The organism is Acuticoccus kalidii (genome assembly GCF_021556395.1).
Classification (GTDB): Bacteria; Pseudomonadota; Alphaproteobacteria; order Rhizobiales; family Amorphaceae; genus Acuticoccus; species Acuticoccus kalidii.
On record NZ_JAKGCS010000029.1, the window covers coordinates 1 to 6,673 of the forward strand.

The 6,673-nt window shown below is 63.7% G+C and carries 9 protein-coding genes; 4 read left to right on the top strand and 5 right to left on the bottom strand.

Features of this window, described 5'->3' with window-relative positions:
- The 5 genes from L1787_RS18095 to L1787_RS18115 all read right to left on the bottom strand — a co-directional run.
- Nucleotides 1-302: DUF2924 domain-containing protein (locus L1787_RS18095; RefSeq protein ID WP_235710523.1), on the bottom strand; the 302-nt coding region annotated here is incomplete at its 3' end.
- A complete protein-coding gene (locus tag L1787_RS18100) occupies nucleotides 299-490 on the bottom strand; it encodes a hypothetical protein (RefSeq protein WP_235710524.1) in 192 nt (63 codons plus the stop codon). The genes L1787_RS18100 and L1787_RS18095, both read right to left, overlap by 4 nt.
- Nucleotides 487-1,854, bottom strand: a complete 1,368-nt coding sequence (locus L1787_RS18105; RefSeq protein ID WP_235710525.1) for an AAA family ATPase — start codon at nucleotides 1,852-1,854, stop codon at nucleotides 487-489. The genes L1787_RS18100 and L1787_RS18105 overlap by 4 nt, the downstream gene beginning before the upstream one ends.
- Entirely contained in the window at nucleotides 1,851-2,735 is an 885-nt protein-coding gene (locus tag L1787_RS18110; RefSeq protein ID WP_235710526.1) for a toprim domain-containing protein, read from the bottom strand. The genes L1787_RS18105 and L1787_RS18110 overlap by 4 nt, the downstream gene beginning before the upstream one ends.
- Before the next feature lie 292 nt (nucleotides 2,736-3,027).
- On the bottom strand, nucleotides 3,028-3,795 hold the full coding sequence (locus L1787_RS18115; RefSeq protein ID WP_235710527.1) for a hypothetical protein: 768 nt from the start codon (nucleotides 3,793-3,795) through the stop codon (nucleotides 3,028-3,030).
- Nucleotides 3,796-3,890: 95 nt separating this feature from the next.
- Here L1787_RS18115 and L1787_RS18120 point away from each other — a divergent pair, with 95 nt between their 5' ends.
- The 4 genes from L1787_RS18120 to L1787_RS18135 all read left to right on the top strand — a co-directional run.
- Nucleotides 3,891-5,234: a site-specific DNA-methyltransferase gene (locus L1787_RS18120; RefSeq protein WP_369415113.1), complete on the top strand. Its 1,344-nt coding sequence runs from the start codon at nucleotides 3,891-3,893 to the stop codon at nucleotides 5,232-5,234.
- Nucleotides 5,235-5,243: 9 nt separating this feature from the next.
- Complete coding sequence (locus L1787_RS18125; RefSeq protein ID WP_235709092.1) at nucleotides 5,244-5,768, top strand: phage terminase small subunit P27 family; 525 nt, start codon at nucleotides 5,244-5,246, stop codon at nucleotides 5,766-5,768.
- Nucleotides 5,769-5,778: 10 nt separating this feature from the next.
- Complete coding sequence (locus L1787_RS18130) at nucleotides 5,779-6,000, top strand: DUF7220 family protein (protein ID WP_235709091.1); 222 nt, start codon at nucleotides 5,779-5,781, stop codon at nucleotides 5,998-6,000.
- Between the two features lie 128 nt (nucleotides 6,001-6,128).
- A partial coding sequence (locus L1787_RS18135; protein WP_235710528.1) for a recombinase family protein occupies nucleotides 6,129-6,673 on the top strand: 545 nt, incomplete at its 3' end.

Below are 6,673 nucleotides of genomic sequence, written 5' to 3' on the forward strand. Positions count from 1 at the left end.
CATTCCCGCAGCAGCCGCGTCCCGGTGATCGGCTTGTCGCTGTGGTCGGCCCGCTTGCGGCTCTTCGCGCGGTCGCCGCCGTCGAGCTCTTCGCCGAGTCGCTCCAAGCGCTTAATCGTCTCAGGCTTCAAGCCACCATAGGCCAACTCCTGGATGCGGTACGCGAGTCGGCTTTCAAGGTATCGCCGGTTATATGGCGGCGGCTCGCTGTCGAAGAGGTCGCGCCACTGGTTCTTCAGCTTTTGCGTCGGGGTCGTCTTCAGCGCGGCAAGGCGCGCGGGAATGCCATTCGTTTTGGTCATGCGGTCTCCGTCGGGTTGGCGGGAGCATGACCGCTCTCGGCGGGCGAGGAGTGAAGCGGAAAGTCTCCGTTAAGCGCAGAACCTTCCCGCTCGCGCTGTCGCAGGCGGACGATCCCGCAGGCCAGGATCGTGCATACGGTCGCCAGCCGCTCTCTGGTGGTCATGTACTTCGGGTCGAGAGGGTTCATCGGGCCCCTCCATCGGCAACATTGTTGGTCGGGACCTTTTCTGGCGGTCGGATGCCGCCCCCTGTCACATCGGTCACAACTGTCACATCGTGGCGTTCGGACAGAGGTGTGTCACCAGAGCAGGCATCGTTTCCATCGAGCGCATCGGTCGTGGCGTCTGCGATGTCACATTCCGATGTCACAACGGGGGCCTTCGAGGACGCCCCGGTCTCGCTGGCGTTTTCCGGACAGCCGTCCTTGTCGTGACGGTTGTGACCGTTGTGACAGGGGAGTGCGTAGGCGCCGCGTTTGACCCGTTCGATGTCCCCCGCCTTCACCATGCGCGGCAACATCTTGCGAACGGATTGTGACGTCGCGCCTGTGACATCGGCGATGTCCCGCGGTGACATCGCCTCACTGCACTCTGCCAGCGCGGCGAGAATGCGCTGGCGCTGCTCGGAGCGCCGGACGTCGGTGGCGTCGCCCTGAAGATACCACTGCCCGTTGACGCTGGTCAGGGCGCTGTCCTTCTCCTCGACGTCGCGGCCGCGGACATAGAGCGTCGCGCCCTGGCTGTCGCGATCGAGCACGAGCGTGGTGTCGGCGACCGCGGCGAGTCCGTTGGACCCCGAAAGCGCTTCGAGTGGATCGTCGGCACCGCCCTTGCGGGTGTGGTGCAGCCCGAGCACGGCGATGCCGTAGCCGGTCGCCCACGACTGCAGCTCGCTGTAGCAATCGTAGTCGCGCTCATAGGCGTTCTGGGCACGATTGGACGTCGCGGGTTTGACCCTCTGCAGCACGTCGATGATGACAAGACGCGGCGTGGTAACGCTGGAGCGCCACGCATCAAGCATCTCAAGGAACGCTTCCCCAATCTTCGGCGCGTCGAAGACCCACTGCAGGCGACGGAGATCAGGGCGTTTCCGAACGTCGGGATAGGCCTCTAGGATGCGGCGCTGGACGCGGCGTTCACCGTTCTCGAGGTCGATATAGAGGACATCTCCGGGTTCGCACGGAATGGTCCCGAGGGCGCGGCCGCCGGACGCGATCGCCACGGCGACGTCCAGCGCCATCCGGCTCTTGCCTAGCTTTTGGCGACCCGCGAGGACGGAGAAGCCTTCCGCGATGTAGCCCTCAACCGCCCACGAAAGGTCGGGATAGGCCGCGGCCATGATGTCGGCCGTGCTGACGGGGCGGAAAGCGGCTTCGCGGCCGCTAGCGGCCGATCGCGCCGGAGCGCCCTGCCGGGGCGGCGGGTCAGGGGGCTTCCAGGCTTCGGTCGCGGTCTCGAACTCCTGGCGGAGGACATCCGCGCCGGATGTGCGGAGAAGACAGTTGGGGTCAGAAACCCTGCTGAGGCCGGCCATGATGTCGTCGCCGGTCACTGACCCACCTCCTGCGCCCGGCGAAGCCGGGTCACTTCGACGAAGAGACCGCGGTTGGTCAGGGCATTGGCGAGCCCTGCGACGGCGCGCCGCCCGGCATCGTCGTCATCCTCGACGATTGTAATGCAATCGGCCCATTCCGGGACCACCTCGGCGAGGCGCGGCATGTGGGTCGCCGACCCAGCCGCCCAGCACGCGATCCCGGTTGCCTCGAACGCCGACAGGGCATCCTCGATGCCTTCGCAGATGATGAGGCCGAGGGAGTCGGTCCACGCGGAACAGACGATCGGCACCCCTGCCGGCGAAGCAAGGATGCGCTTATCGGTCCGCTTCAGGCCATCGGAGGACAGCTTCGTAAGGTGAACCGCCCGCGGGGAGATCCCCTGCATCGTGAGAACGCCGGGTTCGGGCTCTGCCGGGATCGCGAATGCCGACACAAGGGTCGCCGGGTACGCGGCGGACGGCGGCAGAAAGCGGATCGTGGGCGGCAGGGGCGCCCGGATGCCACGGGCCTTGCGCAGGTACCGTTCACCCTTCGTCCCGGCAAGCGGCTGCGCCCGGCGCCAGAGGTATTGGGCCTTGTCGACGTTATCACTGGAGGCCGGTGTGGGTGACGCACTGATCGCCGGGCCAGGCTCCGGACCATAATGGGCGTGAGCGGCGAAGGGGGCCATGCCCAGGGCCTGGCGAACGTGATCCCGACAGGTGATGGGATCGTCGCCCGCGAAGGAGTACACGACGAAACCGTCGGGCGCCGTCGAACCGAAACGGACCGAGAGACTCCGGTCGTGGTGTGAGTGGCCGGGGCCGGGGCAGAGAACCTGCGCTCCGGTCACCTCGCCGCCCAGCTGGGCCGCAGCCTGCTTCAGATCGGCCCTCATCCGCGACCACCCGAGGTGAGGACGCGGTTGCGGTTGAGCCAGTCGAGGATGTCCTTGCCGGCGTAGAGAACCCGGGAGCCGGACTTGATGTAAGCAGGTCCGCGGGACTGGCAGCGCCACCGAGCTAAAGTTTGAACCGAAGCCACCGGTCGGAGTTCAGGCGCCGTCGGCGCGTAGAAACAGTGCGGTACGATCATATGCCGATCCTTCCGAAATCACCCCGCGCAATTCGCGGGAACGGAAAGATTGTGCCTGATCGCCTCTGGCCCTCATGGCCATTACGACATGGAAATCAAACGATCTCCTCCGGGCGGATTTCTTGTAGAAGAGATGGGTATTCCTTCCAGGCCTTACCGACGATGTACTTTGTGTACGGCGCGCCAAAGAGCTCTTCCGATTCGGCAGCGATCTCTTGGATGACCTGCTTACGGAGACTGTCACCGCTCGCGACTTTGCTCCGTCGCTCGATGATCCGAATGTTCCGACCGATCGCCACAGCCGTCCCCTTGGGCAATGTGGTAATTTGAGATTTGCCCTCGAACATTCCCCCTCGGTTATTCAGAGCATAGGCGGCATCCTCTAAGGCTTGCTTTAGAGCGTCTGGCACGACCGGTTCTTCGCCATTCGCTGCGCGTATGACATCACGACGAAAGGCCGTTAACATTTGGCGTTGCGCCAGGGCTTCATGTTTCGCGCGATCCGCCTCCTTAATCCGGCCTTCCCGTACGAGACGAGCGACATCGCGGTTCGCCATGTGAACGAGTTCGGGTGGAACCTGGAAATGTTGTTCGTACTCGTCATGGATGTCGTCATCAGACAAACGATCGACACTGCGATCAGACGCGTCATCCTCATAGGCAGAGTCGGCGCTGTTGGATAACGTTACACGCCGCCGATAGTCGGCTTTCGCTATTTTTTGGCGAAGTCGTTGGGCACACTCTTCAATGCGAGGCTCACTCTTTTCTCTGAGCCGGGCCTCACACGCCCCACCGATCTGAATAATAAGCCAATCATTAAGGGTTTCTGGCCGCCCAGCTCCAGCTCGCACTCCGCCGCGCATAATCACCTCCATCAAAGAAAGTACAGATAGGAGGAGAAGCCTTTGAATTCCACTACTGAACGGCCGAATGCATCTCTACAAGTTCATAAGATGAGATGCCGCACCTGCACGTGCGCCGCAAAATTAAGAACGGGGCGTCGGTTTCACATACCGTTGCCAGCCGAATGAAGCGCGAGTTGAACGATATGTCTCTCATCACATCTTCATTGCATATCGATCATCGTCCGATCGAGAGCCTCGTGCCGTACGCCCGGAACGCACGCACCCACTCCCCTACACAGGTCAGCTTGATCGCGGGGGCCATCCGGGAGTTCGGCTTCACCAATCCGGTCCTGGTGGATGGGGAGAACGGGATCATCGCGGGGCACGGCCGGTTGCTGGCGGCGCAACAACTCGGCCTATCCGCGGTCCCGGTGATCGAGCTCAGTCACCTGACCGAGACGCAGAAGCGGGCCTATATCCTGGCCGACAACAAGCTCGCCGAGCAGGCCGGATGGGATCGCGATCTCCTCGCGCTCGAAGTGGCGGACCTTTCCGAGCTCGGCGTCGACATCGCCGCGTTGGGCTTCGACGGGACCGAGATCGATAGCCTGTTATCGGCTGACGGCTTCGACCCACGCGAGGAGGAAACCCCTGAGCCCCCTGCCGTCCCCGTCTCTCGTCTGAATGACGTCTGGCTCCTGGGCCGGCACAGAGTTGTCTGTGGCGATGCCACCGATCTGAATGTGGTGGAACGCTTACTCGATGGTGTGCAGCCAACGCTGATGGTCACGGACCCGCCTTACGGCGTCGAGTATGAGCCGGCGTGGCGCAACAAGGCGCGTGGCACGCGGACGCGGCGCACCGGCAAGGTGAAAAACGACGATCGGGCCGACTGGCGCGAGGTGTGGACGCTGTTTCCAGGTGATGTCGCCTACGTCTGGCATGCCGGGCTTCACGCCGGGACCGTCGCAGAAAGCCTCTTCGCATCGGACTTCGAAATCCGCTCCCAGATCATCTGGGCCAAAGACAGGATGGTCCTCTCGCGCGGGCACTACCACTGGCAACACGAGCCCTGCTGGTACGCGGTCCGGGGCAAGGGACATTGGTCGGGTGGGCGGACGCAGACGACGCTGTGGCAGATCCCGAACCGAGACCAGGACGCGGCGACGGTCCATGGGACGCAGAAGCCGGTGGATTGCATGCGTCGGCCGATGCTGAACAACTCATCGCCCGGGCAGGCCATCTACGACCCCTTCCTGGGCTCCGGCACCAGCGTCATCGCCGCTGAGACCTCGGGCAGGGTTTGCCTCGGGATAGAACTCGATCCCGCCTACGTGGACGTCATCGTCACCCGCTGGGCCGCCTTCACAGGCGAGAAACCGGTGCTGGCAGAGACGGGCGAGACCTTTGCTGCGGTCCGTGCCGAGCGCCTCCCTCAACCACTTGCGGCGGAATAGGAGAGGAGAATGCGCGGACGCAAACCCGTTCCGACAGCCATGAAGCGTGCCAACGGCAATCCCGGCAAACGCAAACTCAACGCCCATGAGCCTCGGCCTGCTGACGTGAGGCCGCATTGCCCCTCCCATCTCTCACCGCTCGCGAAGGCCGAATGGCGACGGATTGCCGGGACGTTGCACGACATGGGTGTTGTTACCACTGTCGATCGCGCCGCTCTTGCCGCCTATTGCCAAGCCTATGGGCGATGGGTCGAAGCGGAGAGGAAGCTCGCCGAGGGACCGACCCTCATCAAGGCGCCTTCGGGCTATGTGCAGCAATCGCCTTGGCTCAGCGTAGCGAACAAGCAATTGGAGCTTATGGGCAAGTATATGGCTGAGCTCGGAATCACTCCGGCCTCGCGCAGCCGCATCGCGCTTCCTGCGAGTACCTCCACGCATCCAGTCACGGTGAACCTCGTGCGGTTTACCGCCGATGATCGGGGAGAGTTGCGGCCGGCCGAAGTAACGGCATCGCCCCTCCCCTCGAAGCATTGATCTGTCGAGCATGTCGCAAAGCCGCGCGATGTCGTTGCTGGAGGCGGTGGTCAATGTCCTCGCCGGCTACGGCCTGGCCGTCATCACACAGCTTCTTCTGTTCCCTCTGTTCGGCCTGCCGGCGCATCTCGGGACCGCCGCGGCACTCAGCATCGCCTTCTCTGTCATCAGTATCGTGCGAAGTTTTATCATTCGCCGCTTCTTTGAGAGACTTCGCATCTATCGTGGATGATCGTGAGCATTCGAGAAAAGGCGGAGATTCCCTATCAGGCCCTACACTCTCGGCTCGGATTGAGCGTACAAAACTGCGCAACCAACGTTAGGCAGTTCTGTACGGAGCCGATGACCCCTATGACCCTTATGCCTTTCCGCCTCGTCGCGTATCATCGCGTCTCGACGGCCCGGCAAGGACGGAGCGGGCTCGGCCTCGCGGCTCAGGAAGCGGCTATCAAGACGCTCGCGAGAGATCGGGGCGCCGAGGTCATTGGCACCTACACCGAGACCGAGAGCGGCAAGCGGTCGGACCGGCCTCAGCTCCTCGACGCTCTTCAGCTTGCGCGCCTCACCGGAGCGACGCTGGCCATCGCGAAGCTGGACCGCCTGTCGCGCAACGCGGCGTTCCTGCTCACGCTGCGCGACAGCGGGGTCCGGTTCATCGCGGCCGATATGCCGGAGGCCAATGACCTCACGGTCGGCATCATGGCGCTGGTGGCCCAGCAGGAGCGGGAGGCCATCGCGCGGCGGACCCGGGAGGCGCTCGCGGCCGCAAAGGCGCGAGGGACCCGGTTGGGCAATCCCAATGGCGCTGCGGCGCTGAGACGGGCGGGAAAAGGGAACGAGGCCATTCTGGGTGCGGTGCGCGAGAACGCCGATCGCCATGCCGAGGCAATCCGGCCCCTGATCGA